Below are 12,799 nucleotides of genomic sequence, written 5' to 3' on the forward strand. Positions count from 1 at the left end.
GGCAGAAAATATCCTCACTTTCCGCTCATTTTTTCCTATTTTTAAGAACTGGATCCGATCCCGATCGGCCCTGACAGGCGCATGTTGCGCAACTTTTTCCATGGAGTGGATATGTCGTTAGCAAAATTGTTAAACAGGATCATCCTCGTCCTGTTCCTGATTGGCGCCATTTTGCTGTTCATGCTCGAAATCACCACTGTCCGCCAGTCTATCCTCGACCAGATGTCGGCCAATCTTGAAACGGCCATCACAGCCCTGGGTCTGGTGCTGCAAGGTACTCTGCTCAATGAAGACAAGGTCTTGGCTGAAACCATAGTCAACGCCATGTTCGATGGCGGTTTCGTCAGCGCCATCACCCTGGTCGATCCGGATGGACAGATGTTGTTCCATAAGGTGTTTACCAGCACTCAGCAAAATATCCCTGCCTGGCTGCCAAACCTTATCGCCATGCCGCCGGTCAAAGTCGAACAGGAGCTGACCGATGGCTGGCGCATGCTCGGCACCCTGACGCTGGAAGGCCATAGTGGCTACGCCTATCAGCATCTGTGGAATGCCATCAGTCGCACCGGTTTGGCCCTGCTTGGTGGCCTGATCGTCTTCAGCCTGCTCATTCCCTGGATCTGCAAGCGTCTGCTACGTCCACTCGCCGAGATCAATCAACAGCTGAGCCTGATCCGCAAGCGCCAGTATGGTGCAGAGCTGCCTATTCCCTGGATCAAAGAACTCAAGGAGGTGGCCAGCTCGGTCAACCAGCTGGTCTCTGAACGCAAGCGGGACATGCTGCAGCAGCGTCTCAAGATCACCCAGCTGGGCAAGCAGCAAGAGGCAAGCAGTCACCTTCCCCTGGTTAACCTTCAGTCGGTGGATGAGGGGTGGCAACAACAGCATTTTTACTCCACCCAAGGAAACATACTGCTCTATCGGCGCTTGCTGCCACGGCGATCCTTCTCGGGCGAAACCTCGCTCATCGAGCTGGAACAAGCCATTGCCTACTGGCTCAATCAGGAGTGTGAAGGCCTTGCCCTCCCGCTCAGCCTGCTCGCCAATCCGCACTGGCCTGCACTGCAAAACACCCTTATCAAGGCGCCAAAAGGGCGGATCATCGATTGGCGCTGGGATCTGGCGATCCTGCCTGCCGATGCCATGGCGAGTTTCATGGCACTGGAAGGCGCCGGACTGGAGTTGGCTTTCAGCGCCATCCCCATCAACAATGAGGTGCTCAGCCAGCTTGACCCCATCTATCCTACCTTTATCAGCCTAGCGGTGACCAATGCTCCTCTCTACTGGAATCTGGTCAGTCAAAGCTTGCATGGCTCGGGTTACATACTGCTGGCAGAAGCAAGTTCCATCGACGACATAGACACACTCAGGGCCTGGGGTATCGACGGCCATGCCAACGGAGCCACCCAATGAAACTCTTGCCGCTACTGCCGCTGCTCATGATACCGTCCCTCCAGGCTGCCCCTACCCTCTATATCGGCACGGGCTCCGAACAGGGGATCTATTACCAGATGGCCAAGGAGTTCTGTCGCCTGGCCCACGATCAGGACGACAGTACCAGTTGCCGGCCCCTGGCGACCTCCGGCTCCTTGGAAAACTTGAAGCGATTGAAGGAGGATGCGAGTGACTACGCCATAGTCCAGTCCGACTGGCTGTATCAGGCCAACAAGGGGATAGGGGCTTTCGAGGGGGCCCCCCAACCCCGTTTGAGAAGCCTGTTTGCCACCCATGCAGAGCCCTTCACCCTGGTGGTGCGCGCCGATGGAGACATCACGTCCCTGGAGCAACTCAAGCTGGCCCCCATTGATCTTGGGCTCAAAGGGTCGGGCACCCGCAAGACTGCGCTGGCGCTCATGGCACAGCTTGGCGTCAAGGAACAGGATCTCGACTTGAAGAGCATGGCCAACTTGCCACAGGCATTGTGCAGCAAGCAGATCGATGCCTTCGCACTGGTCATGGGCCACCCCAACCGCATGGTGCTTGATGCGTCCAAGCAGTGCCGCATCACCTTCCTGCCCATTGATGGCGAGGTACGTGACAAGTTGATCAAAGGTCGCCCTTATTACCAGCGCAGCCAGATCCCTGCCCGTATCTACCCGGCCAATCCCAAACCCATACCCACCTTCGCGATCGCGGCAACCCTGGTCAGCCGGGTTGATGTGCCGGAAGAGCAAGTTTACCGCCTCACCAAGGCCATGTTGAGCCAGCAGATACAGTTCAACGAGCAAACCTATGGCTACGCCAATCTGTTTCACAGGGCGCGCAACAAGATAGGGCCGGTGTTGATGGTGCCCCAGCATCCTGGGGCTGCCCGTTACTTTGCGGAGCTCAAAGCCGCAGGCAAGCTATAGCTGACGACGGGGGGAGCGCAGGTGTTCGCTGGAGAAACGACTCTTCATCGATGTCCATTGTGCCAGTCGGTCTGCGCTGCCCGCCAGGGTACCTTCCCGACGTGACTTCATTACCCAGATACTCTTGGCATCAAAACTGTAAACGGGAATGAGATCGGTGCGTTTGCTGCCCGGCAGTATGCGGCCATTGATGTTATCCAGTACCAGCGGGTCTGCTTTTGGCGTGGGGAAATAGAGGGTCACCATATGAAAGGCGTTGTATCTGACCGCCTTGACATAGGCAAGCCGCAACTTCTTCTCTTCGACCCCCAACTCCATCAATGTGTAGTACTTGGCAATGCTGTAATCCTCACAATCCCCCCCCCGGGCACCAATGAACTCCAGCGGGTTAGCCCAATAATCATCCATGCCCCACAGCTTGGGATCTTCGCTGTACGTAAGATTATTGAAGTAATTGTTTACCAAGACTATTTTCTGCTGATCCGTGGTGCCAGCCCGAGGCCTCAGCAAGCGGGCATAGGCCTCAGCCCGCTTCACAGCGGCCTTGCCATAGACATCCGCCATCTTGGCTTTCAGCTGAGGCTCCGCCAGGTAAGTGGACAGCTGGGAAGCCTGCAGCGACCAGCAGGCCAGCAAGCCGCTGCAGACTATCAGAGAGATCCTTCTCATATTCGACGCTCCTTACATTTCGCTGGAGGTCAGTATAGACGGCTGCGCCTAACGGCACTGAGCAAAGGAGTCAGCTAACTGTTGCATGAACTGGGGATAGGCATCCGGCCCGACCTTAATCTCTTCGCCCACTTCATCCAGCAGCAGTACCTTGGCGCCAGTGTTGCGGGCCACCGACTCGATGACCGCCGGCGAGAACTGGGGTTCGGCGAAGATGCAGCTGGCTTTCTTCTCCTCCAGTGCATGACGAATATCGACCAGGGTGCGGGCACCGGGACGGCGCTCAGGACTCACGGTGAAATGTCCTCGCGAGCTCATGCCATAGTGGCGCTCCCAGTAACCATAAGCCTCGTGGAACACGAAATAGCCTTGCTGGCTCACCGCCTTCATCTGCGGGGCTATGGCTTGCTCTTTCTCGGTCAGCTTGCGGTTGAAGGTGAGCAGATTGGCTTTATAGCGAGGCTCATTGGCCGGATCCTGGACACTCAAGGAGTCCGCCAGCGCCTGGGCTATGACCCTCGCCTGATCCGGCCCCAGCCAGATGTGGGGATCCACCCCCTCATGATGATGGCCCTCGTGGCCATTATGACCGTGCTCGTCATGAGCATCTCCCTCATGAGACTCACCGGCCTGGTTGGCATAATCGAACAGGGGCATCCCCTTGACCCGGGTCAGGGTCAATACATGGGGAAGACCCGTCAGGGGTTTGCTCATGAAACCTTCCAATTCCGGGCCGACCCACACCACCAGACCCGCCTGCTTGATGGCACGAATGTCCGAAGGACGCAGAGAAAAGTCATGGGGCGAGGCGCCGGTCGGCAACAGCACCTGAGGTTCACTGACCCCATCCGTGATGGCGGCGGCGATGAAACCCAAGGGTTTGATGGTGGTCAAGACAGTGGTAGCACGCACCGGCAGGCTGACCATAAGCAGCGCAGTGAGCAGGGCAAGAATTCGCATAGGGATCTCGTCAGGACAGATGAATGTGATAATATAACAGAAAACGCGACTGTTATATTATAACTCTCACTGGCTGTAAACCCCGGAGCTGTCATGACCCAATTGGTGGAGCTCAAAGAGATCTGTCTCTCATTCGATGGACGACTCGTGCTCGACAAGGTCTCCTTTACCCTCAATAAAGGCAAAATCACCACGCTTGTGGGCCCTAATGGCGCAGGCAAGAGCACCCTCAGCAAGCTGGTGCTGGGACTGCTCAAGCCAGACTCGGGGCAGATAGTGCGCAGGGGCGGCCTGCGGGTCGGTTATGTGCCACAACGACTTTATCTGGATCCGACACTGCCGCTCACCGTGCGCCGCTTCCTGCAGCTCGGCAAGAATGGTCGCCTCTCCATTGAGGAAGCCCTTGCCCGGGTCAGTGGCCAGAGCCTGCTCGATAACCGGATGCAAAAGCTCTCCGGCGGTGAAATGCAACGAGTGCTGCTGGCCCGCGCCTTGCTGGTCAAGCCGGAGCTCCTGGTACTGGATGAACCGGTGCAAGGGGTCGACATCAATGGTCAGATCGAGCTCTATGCCCTGATAGGCAAACTGGCGGCCGAGTTCGACTGCGCCGTGCTCATGGTCTCCCACGACTTGCATCTGGTGATGGCAAGCACCCATGAGGTGATTTGTCTGAACGGCCACGTCTGCTGCCATGGAGAACCGGAAAGTGTGGCCCGCCATCCGGAATTTGCGCGCCTGTTCGGCCGACCCGAGCAGCGAGCAGGAGGTGCTGGCCGTCTATACCCATCACCACCACTGCGATGGCCAGCATGAACATGTGGAGCCCGCTCCGCTCATCCGCCTGCCGTCGCGCAAATAAGCCGACGACAGTGCAAAGCCCGGATAAATCTTGAGTCAAACCCGGCCTGAACCTCCTTTCGCCAACCGATTGCAAGTAAGGATCTTAACGTGGACAGCTTTTTGTTATACGCCCTCGCCGCCGGTCTCGGCATCGCCCTCTTGGCCGGGCCGCTGGGCAGCTTCGTGGTATGGCGCAAGATGGCCTATTTTGGCGACACCCTCTCCCACGCCTGCCTGTTTGGCATCGCACTCGGCATCTTGCTGCAAGTGGATCTCACCCTGGCAGTGGTGGTCTGTTGCCTCGCCATGGCCATGCTGCTCGTCGTCATGAGCCGCAACCAGCAGGTCGCCACCGATACCCTGCTCGGCATCCTGGCCCACACCGCACTCTCCCTGGGCCTGGTGACCTTGAGCTTCATGGACAATGTGCGGGTCGATCTGATGGCCTATCTGTTTGGTGATCTGCTCTCGGTCCAGCCGGTGGATCTGCTCTGGATCTACGGTGGTGGCGCACTGGTGCTGCTCACCCTGAGGCAACTCTGGGATCCCCTGCTCTCCATGACCATCTCGGAAGAGCTGGCGCGGGTGGAAGGGGTGCGGGTCGATGTGCTGCGCTGCGTGCTGATGCTGCTGATTGGCCTGGTGATCGCCGTGGCCATGAAGTTCGTCGGGGCGCTGATCATCACCTCCTTGCTGATCATCCCGGCTGCGACGGCGCGCCGTTTCAGCCAGACGCCGGAGCAGATGGCCGGGTTTGCGGCGCTGATTGGTTGCCTTGCCGTGTTGGGTGGCCTGAGCCTCTCCTGGTTCCAGGATACCCCGGCGGGTCCATCCGTGGTGGTCTGCGCTGCCAGCCTGTTTGTCCTCAGCCAGTTCAAGAGAGCCTGATGCGCTGACCTGCGCATCTCATCATTAGGCTGCCATCTAGGGTGGTGGCAGGCTCTGGCAGGTTTCCAGCAACAGCCATTGACGCAGGCGGTTGATGGCGGGCTCATGGGCCCGCCCGCGCTTGCAGGTGAAGTAGAAGGCATCCCCTGTCTCCAGCTGATGCACCGGCAGACGTACCAGTTGGGGATCATCGGGTCGCACCATGTAATCATTGACGAAAGTCACTCCCTGATCCCAGGCCGCCGCCTCCATGGCCAGCAAGACATGGCTGAAATGATGCATGCGCACGCCCTCCGGCACCGTCAGCCCGCCCGCCTCGGCCCAGCGCAGCCAATCCTCCCCCCGCGACTTGTAGATGGACTGCACCGACAGCAGGGGGAGTTGCCAGATGGCATCCGGCCACTCCCCTTCCACCTGCTGCAACAACCGACGGCTGCACACCGGGAAGAGCCGCTCCTGATAGATAAGATCATGGCTATAACCACGCCCATTGGGGCAGACAGTGATGAAGCAATCGGCCACCCGATCGGAGAGTTCCGGATCCTCGGCCACCATCTCCAGGCTGAGGTCGAGCTCGGGGCACTGCTGGCGCAAACTGGCCAGACGCGGGATCAGCCACTTGACCGCAAATGAGCTGTAGACGGCGAGTCGCAGCTGCATTTGCCCCCCTCCTCTGAGCTGGGCGCTGCTCTGGGCTATCTGACCAAGCCCGGCTGCGATCCCCTCAAAATAGATCTCCCCCTGCAGCGTCAAGGACAAGAGCCGCCCCTGACGCAGCAGCAATCGCTCACCGAGGAAATCTTCGAGCAAGCGGATCTGATGGCTGACGGCACTCTGGCTGACATGGAGCTCGATGGCGGCGCGGGAGAAGCTCAACAGGCGGGCAACTACTTCGAAATATTGCACGGCACGCAGTGGGGGCAGTTTCATTATCTATAAATCTCATAGATGGTCTTTATTTATCATTTTACCCAATAGTAAGCCCACCGCTACCCTGATCCCATCAAGTCAGGAGGTGGTATGAATTCAGTATCGGCAGGCATTCTCTATCTGGTCTTTGGCAATGTGATAGCCGTCTTCTCGGACGTCCTGGTCAAGGTGCTGGATCCCGATCAGCCCATCTTCCAATTCGTCTTCTTTCGCCAGGTCTCGGCGGCGCTGCTGCTCGCCCCCTGGCTGCTCTGGTCCTGGCGTCGCCACCCACCGGTCGCCCTCAAATGGCATCTGCTGCGCGCCCACATCTGGGCGGGGGGCGTCTGCCTCATGGTGATAGCCCTGACCCAGTTACCGCTGGCCACAGCCAATGCTCTCTTCTACGCGGCTCCCTTGTTGATGGTGCCGCTCGCGGTCTGGATCGCGGGGGAAGCCATGTCCCGGCAAAAAGTACTGACCGCGCTGATGGGGTTCATCGGCGTGTTGATCGTGCTGCGCCCCACCGAGGTGAACTGGGCCGCACTGGCGGCGCTCGGCGTCGCACTCTCCCTGGCCCTCAACAACCTGTTGATAAAGCGCCTCCCCCTGCAGCAGCCGATAGTCCAGACCCTCTTCTTCACCAACGTGCTGAGCATGCCCATCATCTTCGCCCTGGCCTGCTGGGATCCGACGCCCTGGCAGTGGCAGCTGCTCTGGCCCGCGTTCGGCTCCTCGGCGCTGATCATGGTCTATGCGGGCCTGTGCGTGCTGGCCTATCGCAAGGCGGAGGCGAGCAAGATTGCCTCGGCCGAATACACCGGCCTGCTGGCGGCGGTTGCCATTGGCGCCTGGTTGTTCGATGAGCAACCCGGTCTGCCCCTGCTGGTTGGCTGCCTGTGCATCATCATTCCCCTGGCCGCCATGGCGCGGGGAAAAGGCAGAGCCAAGCCTCTGACTGAGCCTGCGGCCTAAACAAGAATCGAGGGAGTAATAACGGCCTCGGAGTCCGCTAACGAAAGGGCAGGATCGAGCCGTGAGGCCAGCATCGCCGGTCCAGTTGTCAGGGAAACAGGGTAGCGACTCGGGTGCGCAACTCGGGGACGACGTCGGTCTCGAACCAGGGATTCTTGCGCAGCCAGAGGGTGTTGCGCGGAGAGGGATGGGGCAGCGGCAGCCAGGCATCGCCATAATCACGCCAATGCTGCACCGTCTCGGTCAGGCTGGCGCGACGTGCCTTGCCGAGGTAGCGCTGCTGGGCATATTGGCCGATAAGCAGGGTCAGCTCGATATGAGGCATCAGCATCAGCACCTTGTCATGCCAGGCGGGGGCGCACTCGGGACGAGGGGGCAGATCCCCCGACTTGCCTCGCCCCGGATAACAGAAGCCCATGGGCATGATGGCAACTTTCTTTTCATCATAGAAATCGGCCGGAGCCAGCCCTAGCCAGTCGCGCAGCCGCTCGCCGGAGGGGTCGTCCCAAGGGATGCCGCTGGCATGCACCCGAGTGCCTGGGGCCTGCCCTATGATGAGCAGCCGGGCTTGCTCACTGCCCCGGATCACGGGATTGGGCCCCAGCGGCAGATGAGCCTCACACAGGCGGCAGGCGCGGATCTGTTCAAATAGCGAGTCGAGTCGGTTCATGGCGAGCATGATAACAGTTGAAGGTCCTGAGCACAGCGCCCGCCAGCGTGCCATCCAGGTTCATGGATTTTGTCGCCCAGGCCGCTTGTCGGCTCCGGCATCGCGGCCTATGATGCGGCCCAAATTGTTTAATTTAATAAACGAGAAAGAATGAAAAGCTGGATGGGAACGGGCGGTGCAGCCCTGTCGTTCGCGCTCTGGGGCCTGCTGCCCCTCTATTACCAGTTCATGCCCGAGGTCAACATGTGGGAGCTGCTCTCCCACAGAGTGCTCTGGTCCGTGGTGCTGCTCGCCCTGCTGTTTGCCCTGTTCGGCCAGCGGCTGCCCTGGGAAAGATTGCGCCAGGAGCCCCGCCAGCTATGCCTGATCCTGCTGGCCGGCCCCATCATGTCCGTCAGTTGGTGCATGTTCACCTGGTGCCTGACCACGGGCCAGGTGCTGGCCACCAGCCTCGCCTTCTTCATGACTCCCCTGTTCAACATCGCCTTTGCCGTGCTCTTCCTCGGTGAGCGGCTCACGCCCCAGAAACACCTGGCGGTTGCCCTGGCGCTGGCAGGGTTGGCCTACATGCTGTTCTCCTACGGGCAGCTGCCCTGGTTCTCCCTCATCATGGGGGCCAACTTTGCCCTGTACGGCCTGCTCAAGAAGAAGGTGCATTATGAGGCGAGCACCAGCCTCTATCTCGAATCCCTGGTGCAACTGCCCCTGGCCCTGCTGTTCATAGGATGGATCACATGGCAGGGCCAGGGCACCTTCATGCAGGGGGACTGGGGGGATCGCCTGCTGCTGATGGGCAGCGCGCCCGCCACTCTGCTACCGGTTGGCCTGTTCTGCTATGCGGTGCTGCGCACCCGAATGAGCACTGTGGGCCTGCTGCAATACATAGAACCAACCCTGGCCTTCCTGCTCGCCATCTTCTGGTTCAAGGAGCTGCCGGATCCCGTCAAAATGGTGGGCTTCGTCTTCGTCTGGGCGGGCCTGCTGGTCAGTCTGCTGCCCCTGCACAAGCTGCGGCGCGGCAAACGTTACGCATCTGAATGATGTGCCATATGCCCTTACTCCTTGCCCTGTGCCTGGCCGGGGCGATAATGAGCCCAGGCCAACCCGAGACAGATCGGGTGTCAAAGACGAGAGCACAAGATGAGTAAATCCCTTTCCCGCCCCCCTCAGCTCAGGACCACCGAGCAACAGGGCGCGCCGATCTGCCCCGTCGGAGATGCCCCGCCCGTCTGGTCCATCTATATGGTGCGAACCCGTAGTGGCAGCCTGTATACCGGGATCAGCACGGATCCTGAACGCCGTCTGACCCAGCACCAGAGCGGCACTGGGGCACGGGCGCTGCGCGGCAAGGGGCCCCTCATCCTGGCCTGGCGACAGGAGGTTGGGGAGCGCGCCGTGGCCCTGCGCCTCGAATATCGACTCAAGCAGCAGAGCAAGGCCAGCAAGGAGCGCCTTGTGCTCAACCCCGATGACTGGCAAGCCTTGGCGCAGCAGTGGTTGCTCACCTCAACCCGTAAGACCCGAGCCAGCTGCCAGTGAGAGTCTGAATCCGGTGATGGGGGCAGTGCGCAGCAGGTGGTGTCATAAAAAAGGCCACCGCAAGGGGCGGCCAAGGCAGGATAGGTGTCGCTGGCGGGAGCTTTATCGGGGCACTCTTATCCAGATACTCTTATTCACATCCCCTTATCCAGAGGCTTTGGGCAAAGGAGTGTCATCCAGACAGGCTTTAGCCCATCGCAATCAACAACGCTGGCACCATGGCTCAACGGTAACTATTGGGGCGGCCGGTGCGGCGCCGGTTGCCCAGCAACCAATAAACCACCAGACCCAGCAAAATCCAGGGAGCCAGCTTGAACACCAGGCCTATCATGCCTGCCAGGGCACCGAACAACATGAAGACCCCACTCACCACCACCATGGCCAGGACGGTGAATCCGGCCATGGCCATGACGATCAGCACCGCCAGCAAGACCAGAAATTCCAACATATATACTCCTCGCAGCCGGGCTGCTCATGGTTGTCCGGGGTCAATACCGCCAGCGGGTGATGGCAGGCGGGGCTGACGGCCCCGCCTTGCTCAATCCAGCCAGCGTTTCAATTCATGGCGCGGTGGCATCAGCAGCACCGCCAGCAGATAGGCAGCCAGGGTGAAGGGTGGTAGCAGGATCAGGGCAATCAGCGCCACTATCCGCACCGTCACTCTGGAGAGCCCCAACCGATTGGCAATGCCGGCGCAGACGCCCGTCAACTTGCGATGTGCCAGGTCTTTCGGCCAGGGCGTCATGATTACACCTCCACCTTTTGGCCTTTCAGACGAGCCAGCTCACGCTCTATCTCGTCATTGAGTTCCAGCTCGCGAAATTGTGCTTCCAGAGACGGATTCTGACCCAGAGTCGCGGCTTCAAGTTGAGCCTCCAACTGATCAACCCTGCCCTGCACCCCGTCGAAGCGGGCCATCAGCTCATGCATGCGACTGCTGTCCATCTGGGCCCTGGCGCGGATCCGGCTGTGAGCCGTCTGCTCACGCAAGGCCAGCAACTTCTGCCTCTCCCGCGCCTCGGTCAACTTGGCGCCAAGCCGCTCGCTGTCGGCACTAAGCTGGGCCAATACCTCGGCCAGCCGATCCCTGTCCTGCTCCAGCTGTGCGAGGCGCTTGGCCTCGGCCAGTTTCTCGCCAAGAGCGGCGCGGGCCAAATCCTCACGGCCCTTGCCAATGGCCAATTCGGCCTTGGCAGCCCAACCCTGCATCTGTTGACTCAGGGCACTTTGCTGGCGTTCCAGCTGCTTTTGTTCGGCAATGAGGCGGGCGGCCTGGGTGCGCATCTCGATCTGCACCTGCTCCATCTCTTCGATCATGAGCCGCACCATCTTCTCGGGCTCCTCACTCTTGTCGAGCAAGTTGTGCAAGTTGGCATTGATGATATCGCTGAGGCGGCTAAATACACTCATGGTCTGGCTCCTTGTCATGGGATGGGCCTGGGCCCTGGTTTCAGTCTCTAGTGCCATAACTACTACAAGAGCCGTGCCAGAATATTTTTTCTTTTATTTACAGTTAGATATAAAATCCACCTCCAAACCCGCCGCAAAAGTTAGCATTTTTAACCAATCTGAATGGCGAAAATAACCAATAAAAAAGGGAGCCAGCGGCTCCCTTTTTTACATGATGGCACCCGATCAGGCGGCGCGATCCCGCTCGATGGCCGCATCCAGCTCGACCAGTTTGGCGCTCATCTGCTCGCGGCAGTGCTCGGCCAGCTCGCGGATCCCGGCAGCGCCATGCTCCTTGCTGCACAGGGGAGGCAACATCTCGAGACGCACCTCGCCATTGTCCCAGCGATTGAGATCTATCTGGCCGAAATAACTGGAACAGACGATGGGCACCACTGGCACCTCCGCCTGCACCGCGGTATGGAAGGCGCCCGCCTTGAACGGCAGCAGGCCACGGCCCTGGGAACGGGTCCCCTCTGGGAACATCCAGATGGAGGTGCCGCGACGTTTGATGCGATCCACCACCTGGCCTATGGTGCCGATGGCACGGGAGCTGTTGGAGCGGTCTATCAGCACATTGCCCGACAGCCAGAAGATGAGGCCGAAGAAGGGCAGCCACAGCAGGCTCTTCTTGCCCACCGCCACCACGCCGGGGCGCACGGCGCCGGTCACGGTGAAGATGTCGAAGTTGCTCTGATGGTTGCAGATGTAGACGGCGGGGCCGACATGCTTCACTTCATCCGGGATGGTTAAGGTCACCTTGACGCCGATCAGCGGGCAAACGGCATGGTACATGCGAGCGAAGACGTAGACATTGTTGGCATGGCCGGGACGCACCAGACAGAGCAGCAAAGCCAGGATGAACCAGACGACAAGCAGCAGGCCAAGCAGCAGAATACGGGCAAATTTGAGCATCGAACACCTCTAGACAAGATTCGGCGCAGTATACTGAGGCCGCTTTGGGTGAACAAGTGTTAGCCAAACAAAACCGGGCCGGGATGACGGCATGGCCCTGCCGCCCTGCTCCCTACCGCGCTCCACTTGTCTGTTTGACACCAAAAAAGCCTCTTACGAGGCCATAATAATCCGGGCGACTTGTATAGATAAGAGCGGCCCGTTAGGATGTGACCCTCTTTAGACGATGGGCCCGGTATGACACAACCACAGCGCACAGCAACACGACTCCTGCTACTGGTGTGCATACTGCTGCTCAACTGCGCCGCCCAGCCTCTGCTCAAACTGGCCCAGCTCGACCAGGCACTCAGCTGTCAAATCTTGGCATCCACCGACGAAACGGGTCAGAGCCAGGAGAGCCCTCAGCCGAGCAGTTGCGAACTCAAGGGCAAGTGGCTCATCGCCGCCCAGCTCGCCGCGTCCGAGCTTGTGTTCTTCGTCGTCGCCCTTCTTATTGCCGTGCTGGCGCCACTGTGGCGCTATAGCCCCCCCCTGCCCCCGCCCCGGGAAGGCAGAGCACCCAAACTCCGATTACACCTCCAGCTGTGCGTGCTGCGCGAATGAGTTATCCGCCACTTTAGACGGATCCCAACTT

Annotated in this window: 15 protein-coding genes and 1 pseudogene; 8 read left to right on the forward strand and 8 right to left on the reverse strand. The window is 59.6% G+C overall.

Annotated features, from left to right (window positions below; translation table 11 throughout):
• Positions 1-111 precede the first annotated feature (111 nt).
• Positions 112-1,413, forward strand: a complete 1,302-nt coding sequence (locus ACSMDR_RS08740; protein ID WP_436467942.1) for a LapD/MoxY N-terminal periplasmic domain-containing protein — start codon at positions 112-114, stop codon at positions 1,411-1,413.
• On the forward strand, positions 1,410-2,351 hold the full coding sequence (locus ACSMDR_RS08745; protein ID WP_436467943.1) for a TAXI family TRAP transporter solute-binding subunit: 942 nt from the start codon (positions 1,410-1,412) through the stop codon (positions 2,349-2,351). The genes ACSMDR_RS08740 and ACSMDR_RS08745 overlap by 4 nt, the downstream gene beginning before the upstream one ends.
• Here the strand turns inward: ACSMDR_RS08745 and ACSMDR_RS08750 are convergent.
• Complete coding sequence (locus tag ACSMDR_RS08750) at positions 2,346-3,020, reverse strand: transglutaminase-like cysteine peptidase (protein WP_005908187.1); 675 nt, start codon at positions 3,018-3,020, stop codon at positions 2,346-2,348. The two genes, ACSMDR_RS08745 and ACSMDR_RS08750, sit on opposite strands and share 6 nt — an antisense overlap.
• A gap of 48 nt (positions 3,021-3,068) precedes the next feature.
• Positions 3,069-3,980: a zinc ABC transporter substrate-binding protein ZnuA gene (gene znuA, locus ACSMDR_RS08755; protein ID WP_436467944.1), complete on the reverse strand. Its 912-nt coding sequence runs from the start codon at positions 3,978-3,980 to the stop codon at positions 3,069-3,071.
• 93 nt (positions 3,981-4,073) lie between these two features.
• Here znuA and znuC point away from each other — a divergent pair.
• A pseudogene (gene znuC / locus ACSMDR_RS08760) lies at positions 4,074-4,839 on the forward strand (zinc ABC transporter ATP-binding protein ZnuC).
• Between the two features lie 89 nt (positions 4,840-4,928).
• Positions 4,929-5,708, forward strand: coding sequence for a zinc ABC transporter permease subunit ZnuB (gene znuB, locus ACSMDR_RS08765; protein ID WP_436467945.1), 780 nt, complete (start codon positions 4,929-4,931; stop codon positions 5,706-5,708).
• A gap of 36 nt (positions 5,709-5,744) precedes the next feature.
• On the opposite strand, the gene ACSMDR_RS08770 is transcribed toward znuB, so the two are convergent.
• Positions 5,745-6,638 carry a LysR substrate-binding domain-containing protein gene (locus ACSMDR_RS08770; RefSeq protein WP_005894210.1) on the reverse strand — a complete coding sequence of 298 codons (894 nt, stop codon included), beginning with the start codon at positions 6,636-6,638 and terminating at the stop codon, positions 5,745-5,747.
• Between the two features lie 90 nt (positions 6,639-6,728).
• Between ACSMDR_RS08770 and ACSMDR_RS08775 the strand changes: the two genes are divergently transcribed.
• Entirely contained in the window at positions 6,729-7,592 is an 864-nt protein-coding gene (locus tag ACSMDR_RS08775; RefSeq protein WP_005894212.1) for a DMT family transporter, read from the forward strand.
• 88 nt (positions 7,593-7,680) lie between these two features.
• Here ACSMDR_RS08775 and ACSMDR_RS08780 read toward each other — a convergent pair whose 3' ends face one another.
• Positions 7,681-8,262, reverse strand: a complete 582-nt coding sequence (locus tag ACSMDR_RS08780; protein WP_436468232.1) for a uracil-DNA glycosylase family protein — start codon at positions 8,260-8,262, stop codon at positions 7,681-7,683.
• Between the two features lie 150 nt (positions 8,263-8,412).
• Between ACSMDR_RS08780 and rarD the strand changes: the two genes are divergently transcribed.
• Together rarD and ACSMDR_RS08790 are read left to right on the forward strand one after the other, a co-directional pair.
• Positions 8,413-9,303 (forward strand): EamA family transporter RarD, encoded by an 891-nt coding sequence (gene rarD, locus ACSMDR_RS08785; protein WP_436467946.1) that lies wholly within the window; start codon positions 8,413-8,415, stop codon positions 9,301-9,303.
• A 201-nt stretch (positions 9,304-9,504) separates the two neighbouring features.
• Positions 9,505-9,801: a GIY-YIG nuclease family protein gene (locus ACSMDR_RS08790; RefSeq protein WP_436468233.1), complete on the forward strand. Its 297-nt coding sequence runs from the start codon at positions 9,505-9,507 to the stop codon at positions 9,799-9,801.
• A gap of 223 nt (positions 9,802-10,024) precedes the next feature.
• Here ACSMDR_RS08790 and pspG read toward each other — a convergent pair whose 3' ends face one another.
• The 4 genes from pspG to ACSMDR_RS08810 all read right to left on the reverse strand — a co-directional run bounded on the left by pspG (position 10,025) and on the right by ACSMDR_RS08810 (position 12,165).
• The gene (gene pspG, locus ACSMDR_RS08795) at positions 10,025-10,249 is read right to left on the reverse strand and encodes an envelope stress response protein PspG (protein ID WP_005894219.1); all 225 of its coding nucleotides are present in this window, start codon (positions 10,247-10,249) and stop codon (positions 10,025-10,027) included.
• A 90-nt stretch (positions 10,250-10,339) separates the two neighbouring features.
• Positions 10,340-10,546 (reverse strand): PspC domain-containing protein, encoded by a 207-nt coding sequence (locus ACSMDR_RS08800; RefSeq protein WP_005894220.1) that lies wholly within the window; start codon positions 10,544-10,546, stop codon positions 10,340-10,342.
• Positions 10,547-10,548: 2 nt separating this feature from the next.
• The gene (gene pspA / locus ACSMDR_RS08805) at positions 10,549-11,211 is read right to left on the reverse strand and encodes a phage shock protein PspA (protein ID WP_005894222.1); all 663 of its coding nucleotides are present in this window, start codon (positions 11,209-11,211) and stop codon (positions 10,549-10,551) included.
• 225 nt (positions 11,212-11,436) lie between these two features.
• A complete protein-coding gene (locus ACSMDR_RS08810; protein WP_436467947.1) occupies positions 11,437-12,165 on the reverse strand; it encodes a 1-acylglycerol-3-phosphate O-acyltransferase in 729 nt (242 codons plus the stop codon).
• Positions 12,166-12,402: 237 nt separating this feature from the next.
• Here ACSMDR_RS08810 and ACSMDR_RS08815 point away from each other — a divergent pair, with 237 nt between their 5' ends.
• A complete protein-coding gene (locus tag ACSMDR_RS08815; protein ID WP_436467948.1) occupies positions 12,403-12,768 on the forward strand; it encodes a hypothetical protein in 366 nt (121 codons plus the stop codon).
• Positions 12,769-12,799: the final 31 nt, after the last annotated feature.

The organism is Aeromonas molluscorum (genome assembly GCF_051376105.1).
In the GTDB taxonomy this organism is placed as follows: Bacteria; Pseudomonadota; Gammaproteobacteria; order Enterobacterales; family Aeromonadaceae; genus Aeromonas; species Aeromonas molluscorum.